The sequence below is a fragment of the Odoribacter laneus YIT 12061 genome, assembly GCF_000243215.1.
GTDB classification, from domain to species: Bacteria; Bacteroidota; Bacteroidia; order Bacteroidales; family Marinifilaceae; genus Culturomica; species Culturomica lanea.
Window position 1 is genome coordinate 98,884 of record NZ_JH594598.1, and the last position, 16,271, is coordinate 115,154.

Sequence of the window (16,271 nt, forward strand, 5' to 3'; positions counted from 1 at the left end):
GGTGGAAGATGAGCTTCCTCATAGAGAAAAAGTTAAGCTATTCTATCTGTCTGATAAAACAAAATACCTTAAATAAACCCTTGACAAAATACCTGATGTTTTATGATACTTTTTGGAGAACTCCTTACTTATTTTTGGTCATATTATAGATCCCTACAACTGTTCGCCAGACGCAAACGGCCAGTAGGGTCCTTATAAGATGGCTCCCGTACGAGAATGACAGACAGAACAATAACAACAATATGCTGGCCAACGCGATTAAAAACGAGAGTTGGAAACCTTTGCCCATTTTCTGCCTATCAGAGAAGAAAATTCCCCATACTGATGGGTGAAAATAGGATGCGTAACAGAGGAGGTCAATGACAATCCATATACCGATTAGCTCCGTTCCTAATAGAAACAAACCTGTTATACTTAAACAAAACTCCACCAAGAACCAGCTGCTTAAGATAATCCACCCCACAGGCTTATGCAAGACAAACAATACGCTACTGATAAAGAGCAGGGCAATTACTATAAGTACAAGAAACAATACTGGAGAGTCAGATATAATTTCCGCAACGGCAAAAAATTGAATCAGATTCATAATGTTGAATGCAATCAATAAGATGACCGTAATGGGAAGCAAGCGGATGTTCTGTAAATCTTTCATAACAACATTCTTTTAGTTAAATAATATGTTGTAAAAGTATGCAAGAATAGAACTCATTGTACATACTAAATATCCACAGATAAATACCTGTATATAATCTGTGGATTATAAACTGTCATGAATCATTTGTTTGTGTAATATCTGAATAAGTATACACATGAACGAGAGCTTGTTACCATAATCCGATAAATTGAGTTCGTACAGACTGCGTTTTATCTCGTTTTTTCTGCTATTGGTAGTCTCTTGGCGGTTAATCCCGACATCCCCATGCAGTAAATAAATGTTCTCCCTGGCTTCTTCCCCAAACAGAAGAGCTACAAAAAGCAGTGCTTTGTGTGATGATTTCTGACTAATGCCCAGACTTTGCTTTAAACAGAGCATTTCTTTGTCACTCTGTTGCTTGTAAAATTCTTTTACAATCGCTTCAAATGATACTCGTATACCGAACAGAGTTTTATACACATTTTCTTTTTCCCCTAAATTTCCATCCAAGAAACCTGTTTTGGCTTTTGCAGGAATAAGAGCGATCTGCTGAAGTAATCCGGATACTTGCTGTAATATAGGGAGGGCAGAAAGTTGCGTCATAAAGTTTCCCATACATCCCAATGCTTCAATGTCTTTTGCGCCCTTTAAGGCATGAATGGCTTTCATACCATATCCTTGAACCTCTTTTGCTATGTGGGAATCGGGCCATAAAGAATGGAATATGCATTCAATACAGTTTCCCAGTTCTTCTTTCAGTAAGGGAGCATCCTTTTCCAATTGTTCGAACTGTTCTCTTAACTCTTGAATTTTCGCTATCCATGTCTCAAAATTTTTATAATGACAGAATGCTGCCAGGTTGTTCCCGATAGCCTTTGTCCATTCATGAATGGTTATGACAGGCTTCATATCCTTATAAGCAGTTTCTTGCATCAGACGTTCATAAGGTTTCTTCAGTTTGTGAACCCACTCTTCAATTTCCTGGTATTGGGCATAAAGCCCCAGCCATTGTTGTATCTTTTGATTTGCTTTTTCCAGCGATTCAACAGGACTCTGTTCATTTTTAAACAAAAGTATACATTCTTGATGCAATACATCGGCATAAACAATGGCATGCAGCAGACTGGCTGTTGATAATTCTTTCTCTTGCTGCTTAAAAAGCATGGTTGCCTTTTTTCGGCTTCTCTCTTTATCGTGTTGTCGAATGAGCAATTGTAATTGTTTTTTTCGCTTCTGCGCCCGATACAGTTCAACTGTCAAAAAAATGGCGATTATTGCTACCAATAAGAGCAGCAACAATCCGACCGGGAATCTCCAGTAAACCACCCTTTGCCATAGTGACGGATAGGGCAATGATTTCCATACCAACACGTCGGAAGTATTTGCCTGGTACATAGCCAAGCCATTGTTGGAAGCCAAGACCAAAGAGTCTTTGTACGTCAGGACTCCGTTTTTTTCGAACAGTATATTTTCCCGATACCTTTTTATGGGTTGTAATGTAGCAGTGTGATAACTGTCTATACCCCCGGTAACAGACAGAGTAAACAGGTAACGGTTTGTAGGAATCAGTTTGATGGCATTCCTTGATGCAGCCACGCTATCTTTTATCAAATATTCTCCTCCTTGTTTCTCCAATAGATATATTTTTGAAGGGGTAAGCACGTATAACCTCTCATCATCTATACAGGTAATATCTCTGACATTGTTGGATCCTATTGAGCATACATGCTTTAAGGGCGACCGGAAGTCGGTCGTCATGTAAATACCATTGTTAAGCGTGCCTATAAATGCTGTAGAACCATTGGAAGACATGGCGATAGCCGAAGTGTAAAAATCAGGAACGGGAGTTAATGTCACGGAACTCTGGCTGGCAATATTATAGGAGTAAATACTGTCGGTATAAGCATAAATAATTTGCTTATTGGAAACGTTGAACTCTGCTTGCTGCAATTCTTTTCCAGTGACCGGACAAAACATCTCGCTGCATCCTGACCATGAATTAAGCAGCGTTTGATAAATGCCGTCTACTGTATAAAAATAAAGTTTATTACCCACCACACCTAATAATTTCCTTACATTCTGACCGTTCCCGGCATTAAGCTGTTTGATATAACGGATGTTATTCTTTTGCAAATCTATACCGTAAAGTTCATTCTGTTCATTGACAGCATACACAGTATGCCCGTCTTCATTTTTACAGAGGGAGGTGATTCTTTGTTTTTCCGTGGGATAAGTTCCACGAGGAAAACGCTGCAGGGCACGGCCGGTAGCCACATAAAAGAAATTTTCGTCCATGGCGACAGCGCCTCTTCCACGCGGGTTGTTCTTTCCAACGGACAAAGGATGGGTCAGTCGGTATGTTCTGCTACCTCCCATGCTATGACATATTTCTACTTTATTCTCAGAAAACCCCCAGAATTTACAAGCATCGTAGTAACATAAGACCGGTGAAGTCGTAAACGAAAAAATAAGATGGCTCATTTCATTTCCCCCATACAATTCTCCCTGTTCAGAGAGCGCGTATGTCACATTGTCGGAATAGGAAAGATGGCTGAATACTTCCCCTTTTACTATTTCGATTTGGAGAGGGGTCAATCCTTTTATTCTCAATAGACCTTTATTGCCAGCCGTAAACAATTCTCCACTTTCTCTGTTTTCTACAACGGAATAAAATTTATAATCGGGACTTTGGCCTTTCGAAGGATACAAGGATGTCAGTTGTACGATTTCAGGTTGTAACAGCTTATTTCGTAAAAAAACGGTATAAAATAATCCGTTGGATGAGGCACATAGTAAAGTGTCTATTCCCGCAGGACCTTGCTTCACAATAAATGAGTAAGGCGAAAAGCGATCTCCTTTTTCTATTTGATAGCTTTTTATCGTTTTAAGTATACCTTGATCGAATGTTATCAATTTTAGTCCTTCATTCCTTATCCCCACTAAGAGCAGGCTGTCCGCGACCTCTGTGATGGCATAAATTCGCTCGGTTTCAATCCATTGCGGCGAAGTGAATCGCTCGGTCTCTGGATCAAAAGCAAAAATAGCTCCGGTTTCCGAACCTATCCAGACGCACTTTCTCCCTTTGCTAATAGTACTGATCAGCTCGGACTGAGTATATTCATTGCCTATTAGGAAAGGGTCTTGACAGGCTATAATCAGCAAGCATAAGGCAAACAAGATAAGTTGTTTCATAAAGAGCACAATAGAAGGTTAAAATAAAGTAATAGCAATATTATAAAAAATATAATAAAATCAAATATTTTTAACATGATTTACTCTATTCAAGAGTTGTTCTCTAAAAAGGAGATAAGTTGTTCCTTTAATTCAATATGGTTGATTATATTTACGATATTAAAAAATAATATACAAACCGATGGAAACAATGAATAGGAACAGTCAGAATTCTTCGGGAACTAATTATCCTGTTAAAAAAGCGAAGACAGTTTTTGTTATATTAGGTTATCTCTGTTGTTTGTTGGGGGGTATAAATGGAATAGAGAGCATCAATTTGTTTCTTAATTATCGTTGTGGGTTAATATATCGGATAATTGTGGATATCGGTGTGTTGTTGGCAGTGGGAGGTTTGAATTGGGGACTCAGCTATGCCTTTGGCAAGACATATTCGGATGAAGGAGTAAAATATTATAAATATAACAAAATAACCCGTATTCATGGAGTTCTTATGGTGGATTTACTACTATTGTCAGGGTTGTGGCAAGCATGGAGGCTTTGGGGATAAACCAAACGAGGGAGCACAGCATTTTGACACCCCCCGTTTAGTTATACATGATTTTCTAATCTAACTGGATATTTTGGTAAAACCAGAGCGATATATCTGCATAACGGTACTTTTGCCTAGACAGGTGTGGAAAATAAGCTCCTTGTGTCTGTTGTAAGCGCGAAGCATTGAGGTGAAAACCGACATTGTAGGCATTAGCATAAAATTGCAGCTTCTCTGTTTCGTCTGCAAATACGATGTGTTCAAAACGTTGCTGAACCACGCGACAAAATAGTGCCAAATAGACCAGCTGCCATTCCATGCTTTCCAGCCTTTTTATCCGTTCCGCCCGTTCTGCCCGTTCGCTTTCAGCTGTAAACAATACCTCCGGAAACAATGTGCATAATGTACTTTCGGCTCTCAGACATTGTTCCAACCGCTCAATAAATGAGGGCTTCATCTGAAACCTACCGATCGAAAAATCGGCGTATGCTTTGCCTCGTTGTACATACATTACTTTGAGTATATAGGTCTGTGCCCTGTCGCTCAAGTAACCGAATTGCGAAATTTCAGGTGCTACAAGGGCAAACAGAAAGCGAGCGGATACCCCGGCCTTACTACCTATTGCCTTGAATTCGGCTTCGTGAGAAACCCAAAACGACAAAGCCAATTGACATTCAGCATCATACCTTTCGTGATACGCTCGCTCTTGTGCCGGACAGAGGATTGCCGACAACAGGCACAGCACCATAACACTAAGTTTAATCCAACTTATATTCATAAGCTACCAGTTCATTACCTTCTATACTATTCCATACAAACGCATGTTTATCCTTGTCATACCACCCCTTGATGGCCGGAGAGTGCCCTACTCGCTGACCATCTATCACGACATAATCGTATGTATAGTCAGAATAAAAACTGTGATTGCCGTCATCCGAATCGATATCGATATAGCTACCATCATCAACCTGAGTTATTGTCCCATTATTGTTTGTATAGCACTTGCTCGCTTTCTCAAAGGAAAACGAATAGCAACCCTCTTCTGAAAGTTTTATATTCGTAACGTAATCAAACGGACCATATTCACTATTGTTAATCTTGACAAAAAAGTTATGGTTTAATTCATTAAGCTGATAACCATAGATAAACTGTCCTTTTTCGTTGATTCGCAAATCTCTACACCTATTATCGTACGGTCCCTTATCCGTTTGTCCTTTAATTCTGACATAGTATTTGCCATCCTTCCTGTATGTGTAAGCGTAATTTCCGCTTTCGAGGTAAATGAAATTCTCTACATAATCATAACCTGTGCTTTCTTCTACTCCCGGTATATGTACAGACCAGCAATTCCCTTTTCGGTAAGCATAAGCTACCTCTCCGTCTTCGGTAAGGTACAAATCATTTATCCCTAAATACGCTTCCTCATTGAGCTTCACTCCGTTCTTTCCTATATAATACCGAGCGGGTATCTGTTGTTCCATATTGTAATAATAAGCATAATCACCCTTTTTGTTTATGGCGGCTCCCTTAATATTAGAAACAGTATAAATCATCCTTCCGTTGAAGTATAATATCCCTTTATTATTTATATAGGCATAATGGTTGCCCCTGACGATAAGCCTGCCGTAACCTGAGACTTGATCCAACTTGCCATTCACGCTGATATAGCGCGTGTCCGAATCATCCCCGCTGCTCATCATCACAAAAATACCCTGCGACTTCCTCACACGTCCATTTATATTGTCATATACCCTGCCAGCCAGCACATAGTGATATATCATGTCAGGATTGCTACTGTCATAGTCCTCCTCCCAACGTGCCCATTCATAGGGACCTTCTTTCTGACCTCGTCTGTCGACATAATACCCTTTTTCATCACTATCCATGATGATGTATCCGTCAGGCTCGTTCACATTGAGGTACCCCATACTCCATAAAGTATACCCCCAATCACCATATAGCGGAATGCGCTTCCCGTTGAAAATTAGTGTATGCTTTTCCGTGACGGTATCTTTCACCAAAAAAGCGAACCTGTATCTGTCCAATTGATGCTGGATGATGTGGTGTTCACCACACGCCATTATTTCGTTTCTGGTAAAGGTGTATAACACGTTCCTTACAGGACTCTGTGCATGGATGTCTGTGGTCAACAGAGCCAACACAATAACAATAAACAAGCTAAATGTCTTCATACGCTAAAATATTAAAAACCTAAATAAAACATTCTAAATCCGATCAACATAAGAATTACAATCACAGCCAGTGATATATAATGCAGTATGCCATCGATACCCATGGATAATTCCATCATGAATCCGGCAGCAAGTATCAGCACAATACCCAAAGCTTTTTTCAGTATAAAACGGTCAAATCCTTTTTCGTATTCATTCTTGTCCATATTCAGTGAATTTTAAGAATGTTCTGTAATTAATTGGCTTATTAAACTCCTCGTCTGCAACAATGCGGCAAGCAAGAATATAATGCAAAGCGTACGTTGCAGAAAAAAAGGGATACCAGCATAATTCGTCATCAGATAAAAGGTCGGAATGACAGCCAACACCCAGCGTACAAGGCATAAAGAATTGCTGACAAGACTCTTCATCATTGCCACCAGCATCATCAATCCAATAGAGAACCAAATAATAGAGGGTATTGCCCATAAATGAGAGAGGGTGGTCGTTTTACAATCGGTATATTGCAAGACGAAGGCTATCAAAAAACTTCCACCTGCCGTAAACAGGTTGAAATAATCCCACCTGCCGCTTCCCTGATTTTTCAAGGCTTTGGTAACAAGGATGCCGAATGCAAGCAAAATACCGAATGGCATACAGTCATAAACCAATTCAATAACCATAAATGCTTCAGAAGCTGCATCTCTAAAGAAGCTGCGGTCGTCGTAATACACAGTAAGGGATAGTAGTAGTGTAGTTACCTGATAAGCTAGGACAAACCATAGACAAACCATACCGATGTGAGCTAATACTTTCATATGCTATACGTTTTTAGTTTTGTAACTTGTCACGAAGATAGGAGTTATCAATACCCGATGTATGTACTGAATCTCCACAGATTTTATTCCGTAGACAATCTGTGGATTTATAATTAGCTCCATTTTTAAATTCAGAACATTCTCTAAATCTCTTATTTATAGCTTCCTTATCCTGTTTTATCCGTACTTTCACTTTTTATTCTTACCTTTGTATCATATAAATAACTTAACTCGGAATGAAAAAGAAGTTTTCATTAATATATATCAGTATTACAATTTCTCTGCTGACAGCGCTCGGCATTCTTTATTATTCCTCTGCCCGGGCCAATTCAGAACAAGCCAACGCTATTCCGTTAGAATATCAGCCGGATATACCCCAAGCGCTGACTGTAGACGTCCCCCTACCGCAAGAAATCAGTTTCGCCGGAGAGAAAGTTCCTTTACACCGCATAGATGTCCAGGAAGCCCTCCGAAAAGAATTAATCGTCAATACCTATTTACATTCCCATACCATACAACTACTCCGCAATGCCCCCCGGATTTTCGCGCGGATCGAACCGATTCTCAAAGAACAGGGTATTCCAGAGGACTTTAAATACCTGGCCGTCATTGAAAGTAATCTGAATCCTCTGGCTGTTTCTCCGGCAGGCGCTGTGGGAATTTGGCAATTCATGCCCGGTACGGCCCGGGAAGTCGGCTTAGAAGTAAACAACGAAATTGACGAACGATATAATCTGGAAAAATCGACCCTGGCCGCAGCAGCTTATCTGCAAAAAGCTTACGACAATTTTGGAACATGGACCCTGGCCGCAGCCTCTTACAACGCTGGTAACAACATGATCCGGAAACAAATGGGAATTCAAAAGGAAAACGATTATTACGATTTACTCTTAGGAGAGGAAACCGAAAGATATGTGTTCCGTATCCTGGCCCTAAAGGAAATCATGAGTAACCCGCAATTGTATCATTTCAACGTCCAGTCAGCTAATCCGATAGAAAAAACCAAAAAGGTAAAAGTACACGGACCGATAGAGAGCTGGGCCGATTTTGCTCACAAACATAAAATCTCCTATAAAACACTAAAACGCTTCAATCCGTGGTTAAGAAAATCCAATCTTAAAAATCACGAACACAAAGTCTACGAAATTTTAATTCCGGCAGAACCCGAAAATTACAGATAAGGTAGGGGAAAAGCAAAAAGCCGGTCAGCTAAAATACTGTGTTTTCATTAAGGAAGATTAACGTACTCAGGATTTAATCTTCTCTCTTTAAATACTAAAAGAGGCATGTTATTTGTAAGAAGTTTAAAAAAGGTACAAGATTTCATCCTTCATTTTATTCATATTAAAAAGTCAACATGGAAAAAGTCACTATATTCTGTGAAAATACCGGAAAGTACTATAAAATTGAAATAGGTAGCCATTTAGGGGATTTGAAAAAAATCGTATTTCCGAATAATCACAAGCATTTATTAGGAGCTTTAGTAAACAATCAACTGCAGGATTTACAATACGTTATTATGAATCCGATGCAGATTAACTTTATCGATATCACCACATTAGACGGTTATAGCATTTACACCCGTTCGTTAATTTTTGTGCTCTATAAAGCCATACGTTCGCTTTTCCCTAAAAAAACTTTAATGGCAGAATATATCATTTCCAATGGCATTTTCTGCCGGATAGCCAACAAAGATGTCTGTCTGCGGCCGGATATGATTGAAAATATACACCAAAAAATGCAGGAAATTATCCAAGCCGATTACCCGATTGTCCGGAAGGAGATGCCGACCCCGGAAGCCATCCGGATCTTCCGGAAACAAGGCTTGAAAGATAAATCCGAGCTCATGGAAACCCGGGGAAGACTTTATACTTCCGTATATTATATTCAGGACACAGCTGATTATTTTTACGGCACACTGGCTCCTTCTACCGGCTGCCTGTTCACTTTTGGCTTAGAACCTTATAAAGACGGTATGTTGCTCCGATTGGCCGATCGCCGATGCCCTTCACAATTACTTCCGGCCATTCCTCAAAATAAGCTTTTCCAGATATTCAGTGAATATAAAAGATGGGGAAAAATCATAGGCGTTTCAGATATCGGAGGACTCAATAAAGTGGTCGAGATGAAATATGCCGGAGCCATGATAAAAATCAGTGAAGCTTTGCATGAAAAGAAAATCTCATTGATAGCCGATAAAATCAAAGCAAAAGGGAAAAAAATCAAGGTAATTTTAATAGCCGGTCCTTCTTCTTCCGGGAAAACAACTTTTAGCAAGCGGTTGAGTATCCAGCTTATGGTAAACGGCATCCGCCCCATTATGTTATCGTTGGATAATTATTTTGTAAACCGGGAAAATACCCCGAGAGATGAAAAAGGAGAATTAGACTTCGAAAGTATAGAGGCCCTGGATATAGCCACCTTTTCAGACAATATACTCCGCCTCCTTAAAGGGGAAGAAGTGGAAATTCCTAAATTTTCCTTTGAGACAGGACAACGTTATTACGATGGCGAAAAACTGAAAATCAATAAAAACAATGTAATTATAGTAGAAGGAATCCACGGACTGAATCCGAAGCTGACACAACTTTTACCACCGGAAGCTTTATTTAAAATATTCGTATCCGCTTTGACTTCTATTTCTATCGACAACCATAATTTGATTAATCCGACCGACAACCGGTTAATCCGAAGAATGGTAAGGGATTATAAATACCGCAATTACTCTGCCCTGGAAACCTTAAAACGATGGGAAAGTGTCCTGAAAGGAGAAGAGAAACACATTGTCCCCTATCAGGAAGAAGCCGATATTATTTTTAACTCCGCTCTGATTTATGAACTAGGAGCTTTGAAGCAGCAAGCAGAACCTCTGTTAAGAGAAGTTATGGGGCAGTATCCCGAACATTCCAAAGCTTTAAGGCTTTTAAAATTCTTCTCTTATATAAAAGCCGTACCGACACGCGAAATACCGACAACTTCTATTTTAAGGGAATTTCTGGGCGGAAGTAGTTTTAAATATTGATTCTTTCTACTAAAACAGCTCTTCCTTTGATAAATACTGAACGAGGAAGAACTGTTTCTCTTTATTTTTTACGCTATTTTCAATCCAATTCCGCAAAGGTATTCTCAATCAGACCAATCGCTTGCATCAATTCCACTTTGTTGATTACTAAAGGCGGAGCAAAACGAATAATATGCTGATGGGTGGGTTTCGCTAACAAACCTTTATCCCGCATTTTTAAACAGACATCCCAAGCTGTCTTTCCGTTTTTAGGCTTAATAACCACAGCATTCAACAATCCTTTTCCCCTCACCAAATCAATCCGGTCGGAAGGGATCTGACGGATTTTTTCCCGGAAGATTTTTCCCAGGTTTTCTGCATTCTCTGCCAATTTTTCATCCCGTACTACTTCTAAGGCTGCGATGGAAACTTTAGCTGCTATCGGATTTCCCCCAAAAGTAGAACCATGTTCTCCCGGACGAATACACAACATAATCTCATCGTCTGCCAGGACACAAGACACAGGCATCATTCCTCCTCCCAAAGCTTTCCCTAAAATCAATACATCCGGACGGACTCCCTCATGATCGCAAGCCAGTAGTTTCCCGGTACGGGCAATACCTGTCTGTACTTCATCTGCCATAAACAACACCTTGTGAGCTTTACACAATTCGAAGGCTTTCCGTAAATAACCCTCATCCGGAACATATACGCCGGCTTCTCCCTGTATCGGTTCTACTAAAAAACCAGCCACATGCGGATCCTCTAATGCCTTCTCCAATGCCGGAATATCATTATAAGGTATCCTTATAAATCCTGGTGTAAACGGCCCATATCCCCCATAGGATTCCGGATCGTTGGACAAAGAAACAATTGTAATCGTACGGCCGTGAAAATTTCCGTCGCATACAATAATTTTAGCTTCACCGTCCGGTATCCCTTTTTTCATATAAGCCCATTTCCTGCAAAGCTTGAGGGCTGTTTCGTCTGCTTCGGCTCCCGTATTCATCGGTAATACCTTATCATACCCGAAATAATGCGTTACAAATTCTTCCCATTCTCCCAATACGTCATTGTAAAAAGCCCGGGAAGTCAAAGCCAGTTTATGCGCCTGATCGGTCATCGCTTTTACAATCTTAGGGTGGCAATGTCCCTGATTGACAGCCGAATAAGCTGACAAAAAATCGAAATAACGTTTACCATCCGTATCCCAAACAAAAATACCTTCACCTCTCTCCAACACAACAGGTAGGGGATGATAATTGTGGGCACCGTAACGGGCCTCTCTGTCCATATAATCCTTTGCATTCATACTTATATAGTTTTAGGAAATGTCGTAATCGTTTGCAGAATGCAATTTGAGAAAAAAATAGAACAAATAAAATTATTTTGCTCATTTTTTACAGAGGAAAATCGCTATCCAGGAAAAACAGAACGAGAGAAAAGGAAATAATTTATTATTTTTTCTTTCTCAGAAAAGCAAAATATCTGTGCAACAATTCCCGGAAAGTGTCAAAAGTTTCCTGATAAGAAACACCGACTCCCTGAATTGTCTCCGTCGCATTGTAAACAATTTTTTCATCCGTATGGGAATAAGCTTTCAATTTTAGTGTCCCTTGTTTATTCAACTTCACTTCAACGTCGAAATCTCCGGCTATATTGCTGCTATTGGTCGAATTAGAAGTCACATTTTTCGTCCCCCCTACATCCACATTCCCATTCGCAGATAAAGTCACCCGGTCGTTCAGGATTTGTGTAGAAAGAGCTACTTCAATTTCATTTGTCGTAATATTATCTCCGGGACGATAGGAAAACCCGATATCAAAATTATTACTGATCTGTGACAACCAACGGGAAAGTTGATTGGATACCAGCTCCGTTGCCGTCGTCACCCCAGCCTGATAACCAGCATTCCGTTCTGCCATGTCCGTGGAATTCATGTAATCGGGAGTATAGAATTTATTCAGAATCAACAACGAAAATACCTGTTTATTAATTTCATCCTGACTTGCAAAAAGACTTTGTACGAAGCCTTTGGTTTGTGTATCCAAAGTCGGGAAATTAATATTAAACTTGACCAAAGGATTGGTTAAGTTATCACTCAGATTCAAAATACATTCGACCGGTACCTTAGTCGATCGGTCGGTATTGGAATTACTACTAGTCAATAATTCGTACAAAGATGTCTTCAAGTTATAGATCGCATTGATATCGATCGTAGCATCGTAAGGTGAACCATTCCAGCTAATACTCCCTCCCGGAGTAAGTATAAACTTTTTATTCAATAAATTACTCAGCGTAAATAAATAATCTCCTTTGGAGATTTTATATTCGCCGAACATATTAATCAATCCATCCTGATCCAGAGTAACTTTTATATCTCCGTTTCCTTTGGTCCGCAGAATATCACCGATAGTAGGATCAAAGACCACCTGAACCTCCAGGTTATCGTTTAATTCCAGATTGGCATTTAAGGTCAGATTATTACTGTTATTCGGTATACTTCCTCTTCTCCGCGACGGCTGATTGGGGTTAATAAAATGCAGGAAATTACCGTCTTCCTCCAATAAAGCTGAAGTCAAGGGGATAAATAAACGGGAATTTTTCTCCGGACGAACATTAACCGTAATATTGGTCATATCCTCCCGATTATTGATGTTGGTCAGACCACTGATATAAACAGTCCCGTAAAAAGATTCATTCTGGCTGGAAGAAGTATTTAACAACAGGAAATTACGGGAAGTGATATTCAGATCGTAGCGTTTTTCCCAAAATCGATAACGCCCGGAACATACGGATACATTGTTCTGTATATCCTTTACCACAAAATCTTTTAAGATAAAATCGCTTCGATCGATGTATATACTATCGTTCATGAAAAAGGAAGTATTCATATCTCTTAGGTGGAGGTACACAGAATCCAAAAACAAGCGACCGGAAAAATCAGGATGAGCACTGGGACCAGAAAGCCTGATTCTACCGGATATTCCTCCCTTACTCTCCGTAAAATAATCGGAAGCGTATCTCCCCAAACGATCCAAACCGATTTCTGACAACTGAATATCTACATTGACCTGATCTGTCAAAGGCTGATAATACCCCGACACTTGAAGCGGTATGGCAGACCCGACTTCATTTTTAGCCCGCAGGATGACGGCATTGCTATCCACATCCCAAGCAGACAATAATCTCAATGTACCCAAAGTATCGCGCGTAATTCCCCAATTCTCTACTTTCACATCTGAATACAACAAATTGTCTTTATAATAATCCTGTACAATAACCTCCCCACTGGCCATTCCAAACAGGTTTAAACGGTTATCCGTAAGGATACGGCTGAATTCTGCCAGATCGAACTGATTGACTTGAATGGAAAGTTCTTTTTCCGGATTTTTTGAAATACTTCCGTTTACAGACAAAAATTGATTTCCCTTACTGATCCGGAAATCCTCAATGTCAATCTCTTTATCCTCCGCCTTGATTCTCGATTTACCAACCTGCCAAACATTGTCGGATAATATGATTACCCCGGGATTAATACAGATTTCAGTCAGATAGTCCGCCTCTCCTTGGGGAACAAATCTTATATCTGCAGATAATTCCCCGCTATACGTCTGGGTTTCCCAATTACTCCATATCAATTTATTACTTACATTATTATCTCCTAAAGCCAAAGTGTTGCGAACGTTATACAAACGGGACATATCCCCGTATTCAAATTTATCCGCTGTATAGACCAATTGTAAACGTTCCGCATCTCCTTCCATGTTTATTTCCGATGCCGTCAGGCAAAAATCCCGGTATTGAAGGGTATCCGCATTCATTTTCAAATGAATGGCCTTGTCTTTTCCATAATAAGCAGCAATTTTACTGCCTTCCGAAATATTAAACTGAGGATATAGCGCCTTTAAAACTTTCCGGACATCTTTTACTACAATATCATACCGGAAATCTATATTTTCTTCTTTGGATAATTTTCTCTTTTTCTGCCGGAAAGCGGGAAGATAGCTCTGTATTAATTTTTCTGTAAACGCCAAAGGATATACACCGGTATAATGTCCTTCAATTTGGGCATCAGCGACATCAGAAAGCAGGCTGGTCATATAATAGCCGTTATCTAAACGATTTTCCAATCCGACATTGTCTAAAGAAAAATGCCCCTGCGGACCCGTATACGAAAAATCGGAAAGAGTGAAATTAAAAAAATGATTGTGCTTATTCTGCTCCGCAAAAACCAAATCGAAATCCGTTTTTACAGTCTCCTTTCCTTCTGTCAAAGCCCAACCGAAATCGGAAAGATTATTCACTTCTACAAATCCTTTAGCTCCCCAAAAATCGACACCTCCCCTCGGATTATAGTTTAAAGCTGCTGTAAACCGTACACTGTCATTATCCAAGGAATACAAGATATTGGATACGTCATCCTTTACCGACAACGACACTGAAGCATTTCGGAACTTTCCTTGGCCGACCTGAAGAAAAGGCATTTTACTCCACAAATCAACCGTCGTATGCGAATCATCCATATACCCCTCATAATTTCCGTTCATAGAACCATACTTCAACAAATCAGTTCCCCCCAATTTTCCAAAGTGAACGACAGGAAAATCAAAATCCCCGGAAATTTTAGAACATCCCAGAGAATCTGCTCCATAAGGAGCATACACCAATTTCAAATCCCCTTTTAGCCCTTCTGTCCGGCTACTGACTAAAAAAATAAAATCTGTAATCTTCCCTTTAAATGTCCCGTCAAGTTCAAAACGAGGCAGATGATGCAAAGGAGCAGGTACTTTTATATTTTGTTCAAACCAAGGCAGATAGATCGTTTCCAAATCTTCCGGACTTAAATAGGCATCTTGTAGATGAATTTCAAAAACAGTATTCCACACATCAGGTAAACCGTGAGATTTAAAACTTCCTCTGAAATGCGAATCCTTTCCCAAAGCAAATACCAACTGATGTCCTTCAATCCGATTCACCGTGTTAGAAACGATTCCCCGACATTTCACAGTATTGTCAATTCCCCGTAAAATGCCATTGAAATAGGCTAAATCAATAAAACTGACCTCGGAATTTCCCAAACGGTAGTATTGTTGCATTTTGGTTGTAAAATTCCGCCAATACCGACGACCGGGAATCCAATTGAATTCCAATTTTTCCAAATCCAGAAAACTTCGTTCCGTATAAATTTTACACTCTTGAATCAATAAATTAGAATCAGCAGCTGTTACCAGCCCCCCCATATCCCGAATCCCGAATCCGGATTTTTCTTCCAAGCTCAGCCCGGATATCCGTACAGCGAATTTTCCTCCGGAAAAATCCGGCTCTGTAATATCTACATTCACTTGACGACATTCGATATCCGTCCAATTGATACCATAATCTACCGGCTCATACTCGTTTTCTTTATAAACGACTCGGGAATCCCTGACTTGAATTTTTCTCAGATTTACAGTCCAGTTGCTGCTCCCCGACAAGGTTTCCGGATGCTTCTCACTCCCTTTCTGCAAAGAATTCAAAAAAACGTCCAGATTCATTTTAGCCTCTTCTTCCCCTTCTCCCCTCACTATCCACAAATTAAAGTAAGCCCGCTCGAAAGTAATATCCCTTACAGTAAAACTTTGAGTGGAAAAACGGAAAGAATCAATTTTAACCCGGAAATTTTCACAATACAACAAGGTATCGTTCCGGTAATCTTTTAATAAGACATCATTCAATATTAGCGATTTCATCGGACGGAAATCCACTCCCCCAATCTGTATTTTCACTCCCGTCGTCTGCTCGATTTTATCCGTAAACAAACGAACCAAATAAGTTTGTACATACGAACTATGCAGGGAAGCATAAAGGATCAGAAGTACCAACAGACACCCCGACACACTATAGAATAATATGCGAAAAAAATTTTTTATACCCCCACGATTTT

General features: G+C 39.8%; 11 protein-coding genes. 3 read left to right on the plus strand and 8 right to left on the minus strand.

Annotated features, from left to right (window positions below; translation table 11 throughout):
* Positions 1-124: 124 nt before the first annotated feature.
* Positions 125-652 (minus strand): hypothetical protein, encoded by a 528-nt coding sequence (locus tag HMPREF9449_RS14625; RefSeq protein WP_009138044.1) that lies wholly within the window; start codon positions 650-652, stop codon positions 125-127.
* Positions 653-757: 105 nt separating this feature from the next.
* On the minus strand, positions 758-3,826 hold the full coding sequence (locus HMPREF9449_RS14630) for a ligand-binding sensor domain-containing protein (protein WP_009138045.1): 3,069 nt from the start codon (positions 3,824-3,826) through the stop codon (positions 758-760).
* 181 nt (positions 3,827-4,007) lie between these two features.
* Here HMPREF9449_RS14630 and HMPREF9449_RS14635 point away from each other — a divergent pair, with 181 nt between their 5' ends.
* The gene (locus HMPREF9449_RS14635; RefSeq protein ID WP_009138046.1) at positions 4,008-4,373 is read left to right on the plus strand and encodes a hypothetical protein; all 366 of its coding nucleotides are present in this window, start codon (positions 4,008-4,010) and stop codon (positions 4,371-4,373) included.
* A 55-nt stretch (positions 4,374-4,428) separates the two neighbouring features.
* On the opposite strand, the gene HMPREF9449_RS14640 is transcribed toward HMPREF9449_RS14635, so the two are convergent.
* The 4 genes from HMPREF9449_RS14640 to HMPREF9449_RS14655 are packed head-to-tail and all read right to left on the minus strand — an operon-like array spanning position 4,429 to position 7,344.
* A complete protein-coding gene (locus tag HMPREF9449_RS14640) occupies positions 4,429-5,133 on the minus strand; it encodes a hypothetical protein (RefSeq protein ID WP_009138047.1) in 705 nt (234 codons plus the stop codon).
* Positions 5,114-6,547 (minus strand): hypothetical protein, encoded by a 1,434-nt coding sequence (locus HMPREF9449_RS14645; RefSeq protein ID WP_009138048.1) that lies wholly within the window; start codon positions 6,545-6,547, stop codon positions 5,114-5,116. Before HMPREF9449_RS14645 ends, HMPREF9449_RS14640 begins: the two co-directional genes overlap by 20 nt.
* An 11-nt stretch (positions 6,548-6,558) precedes the next feature.
* Positions 6,559-6,753 carry a hypothetical protein gene (locus HMPREF9449_RS14650; protein ID WP_009138049.1) on the minus strand — a complete coding sequence of 65 codons (195 nt, stop codon included), beginning with the start codon at positions 6,751-6,753 and terminating at the stop codon, positions 6,559-6,561.
* A gap of 12 nt (positions 6,754-6,765) precedes the next feature.
* Complete coding sequence (locus HMPREF9449_RS14655) at positions 6,766-7,344, minus strand: hypothetical protein (protein WP_009138050.1); 579 nt, start codon at positions 7,342-7,344, stop codon at positions 6,766-6,768.
* A gap of 236 nt (positions 7,345-7,580) precedes the next feature.
* Here HMPREF9449_RS14655 and HMPREF9449_RS14660 point away from each other — a divergent pair, with 236 nt between their 5' ends.
* The gene (locus HMPREF9449_RS14660) at positions 7,581-8,525 is read left to right on the plus strand and encodes a lytic transglycosylase domain-containing protein (protein WP_009138051.1); all 945 of its coding nucleotides are present in this window, start codon (positions 7,581-7,583) and stop codon (positions 8,523-8,525) included.
* 176 nt (positions 8,526-8,701) lie between these two features.
* Positions 8,702-10,366 carry a nucleoside kinase gene (locus HMPREF9449_RS14665; protein WP_009138052.1) on the plus strand — a complete coding sequence of 555 codons (1,665 nt, stop codon included), beginning with the start codon at positions 8,702-8,704 and terminating at the stop codon, positions 10,364-10,366.
* 79 nt (positions 10,367-10,445) lie between these two features.
* Here HMPREF9449_RS14665 and rocD read toward each other — a convergent pair whose 3' ends face one another.
* Together rocD and HMPREF9449_RS14675 are read right to left on the minus strand one after the other, a co-directional pair.
* Positions 10,446-11,657, minus strand: coding sequence for an ornithine--oxo-acid transaminase (rocD, locus tag HMPREF9449_RS14670; RefSeq protein WP_009138053.1), 1,212 nt, complete (start codon positions 11,655-11,657; stop codon positions 10,446-10,448).
* A gap of 145 nt (positions 11,658-11,802) precedes the next feature.
* The gene (locus tag HMPREF9449_RS14675; RefSeq protein WP_009138054.1) at positions 11,803-16,224 is read right to left on the minus strand and encodes a translocation/assembly module TamB domain-containing protein; all 4,422 of its coding nucleotides are present in this window, start codon (positions 16,222-16,224) and stop codon (positions 11,803-11,805) included.
* Positions 16,225-16,271 lie beyond the last annotated feature (47 nt).